The sequence below is a fragment of the uncultured Brachyspira sp. genome (genome assembly GCF_934747485.1).
In the GTDB taxonomy this organism is placed as follows: Bacteria; Spirochaetota; Brachyspiria; order Brachyspirales; family Brachyspiraceae; genus Brachyspira.
The window spans coordinates 1-2,398 of sequence record NZ_CAKVGN010000124.1; the positions used below are offsets into that span (position 1 = coordinate 1).

At 28.6% G+C, this 2,398-nt stretch carries 1 protein-coding gene; it reads left to right on the forward strand.

Annotated elements, in window-relative coordinates; genetic code table 11:
- Nucleotides 1-331: 331 nt before the first annotated feature.
- Complete coding sequence (locus Q0H31_RS13075; protein ID WP_295298894.1) at nucleotides 332-2,293, forward strand: retron Ec67 family RNA-directed DNA polymerase/endonuclease; 1,962 nt, start codon at nucleotides 332-334, stop codon at nucleotides 2,291-2,293.
- Nucleotides 2,294-2,398: the final 105 nt, after the last annotated feature.

Here is a 2,398-nt window from a genome sequence, read left to right on the forward strand (position 1 = left end):
CGTGATGGTTATGACGAGGCATGGGATACTATTTTGTCAGAATTGTAAGAAAAGCTCGGAGAAATCCGAGTTTTTTTGAATTTTATCATTTATTGACATAAAGAAGTCTCTATGATAGTATAAAAAAGGCGTATGATTAGATTTTTGACTTGTGATTCGCAAGTAATAATGAAAATGTGTTGAAGGTGTTTAGCTCCTCCAGTATATTTCCTATTAAGAAAAAATGAAAAAGTTCAGGTGACTTAAATGACATCAGCTGAAAAGTTGGTATCTGTATACTGTCGTCCGCGTAAGAGTTTTCATACGCTTTTTTTTTATATGGGGAGGTTTTATGAATAAATTAACTAATGTTAAGTCCAAGGATGATTTTGCAAGACTTTTGGGATTTTCAAATAGTAGATTTATGAATTATGTATTGTATGTTTTGCGTACAGAGGAACTATATGAGACTTTTACAATTCCTAAAAAAAGTGGAGGAGAGAGAACAATTAACGCTCCTAAAAAGGAATTAAAAATACTTCAAAAAAAGTTGGCAAATCTCTTGTGGGATTGTTACATTGAAGATTTAGAATCTGAGTCAAAAGTAAAGAATAAAAAAATACCTAATTTATCGCACGCTTATGAAAAGAATAAAAGTATAATAACCAATGCAAAGTTACATAGAAATAAAAAATATGTCTTAAATATTGATTTAGAAGATTTTTTTGACAGCTTTAATTTTGGAAGAGTAAGGGGTTTTTTTATTAAGGATAGAAATTTTTGTGTATCTTCAGACGTTGCGACTGTTATTGCACAAATTGCTTGTTATAAAGGAAAGTTACCGCAGGGGGCACCTTCTTCACCAATTATTACAAATTTAATTGCTAGAATCTTAGATTATCGAATTGTAAAAATTGCTAAGAAATATCGCTTTACATACAGTAGATATGCGGATGATATGACTTTTTCAACAAATCGAAAATTAGCTTCAAACAAGTTGAGGGCAACTAAAGAATTAGATAAATTCCTTGCAGAATTAGAAAAGGTAATTGTGGCATCTGGTTTTAAAATAAATAATAAAAAAACACGCTTAAGTAACAATATGCAACGGCAAGAGGTTACAGGTTTAGTTGTTAATAAAAAGATAAATGCAAAAAGGGAGTATATTAAAAATACACGTGCTATGGCTCATAAACTATACATGGATAAGGAGTTTGAAATTGATGGAAGAGAAGGCACGATTAATCAGCTGATAGGTAGATTTGCTTTTGTTCAACAGATTGATCAATTTAATAATTATTTATCATATAAAAAATCATTAATAAAGAATAATTTTGATGCTCAAAAATATTTGATAGGAAAAGATTCGGGGAAAAAATCAGAATCAAAATATTATTGGAAATATATTTTTAGTAATAGAGACCTTAGAAAAGATTTATATTATAATTCGAGACATGATACATATAATTTACCAGAAGGATTTTATACCCTAGGAAAGGAAGAGAAAAAAATGTATATGTCTCTATTTAATTCTAGGGAAAAAGAATATAAAAAGTTTTTATTTTATAGATACTTTTATGGAAATGACAAACCAATTATTGTTACTGAAGGAAAAACTGATTCTAGATATATTAAGGCTGCATTGAAAAAATTATATTATAAGTATCCTGAATTAATTGAAAAAAATGGTAGTGATTTTGTTTTCAAAATTGAATTTTTGAAACATACAAATACAATAGAATATCTTTTTAATGTTCCAGAAGGGGGATCCGGTTTTGAATACTGGTATAGATATTTTTCCGATAAAAAGAGATTTCAAATGAGCGAAGTTGAAAAGGTGATTTATCCTAATTATATTGAATACTTCAAAAAATTAACAAATAGAACACCAGATAATCCGACTATTTTTTTGTTTGATAATGAACATAAGGGGCCACTTAACAATTTTGCAAATTTCGCGAAAGATCTAGCCATTTCTACAAATAATTTTAATCAAATTCGATATAGTTCGTTTGATAGAATTATTAAAAAAGATTCACTTTATGTAATGGCGACCCCGTTAATTCCTAAAATAAATAATGGTGTATTTTCAGATATTGAGGACTTATTACTCGTGAGAAATTCAACACCTATTTTACGAGGAAAACAATTTTCGAAACATGGAGGATCGAATCATTATGGAAAAGATATTTTCTCTAAACATGTTTTGAAAAATTATTTACAGTATGACTTTACTGAATTTATCCCTCTATTGGATGGAGTAAAAAATAATATTAAAGACTATTATCAAAAATCTAACAATAGGAAGAAATAATCATTTCATCGTCTTTTCATCTGTTACACGTGATGGTTATGACGAGGCATGGGATACTATTTTGTCAGAATTGTAAGAAAAGCTCGGAGAAATCCGAGTTTTTTT

What these genes read in the sequence shown, in the direction of transcription:
- Q0H31_RS13075 (WP_295298894.1), top strand. Translation starts at nt 332, where the DNA reads ATGAATAAATTAACTAATGTTAAGTCCAAGGATGATTTTGCAAGACTT.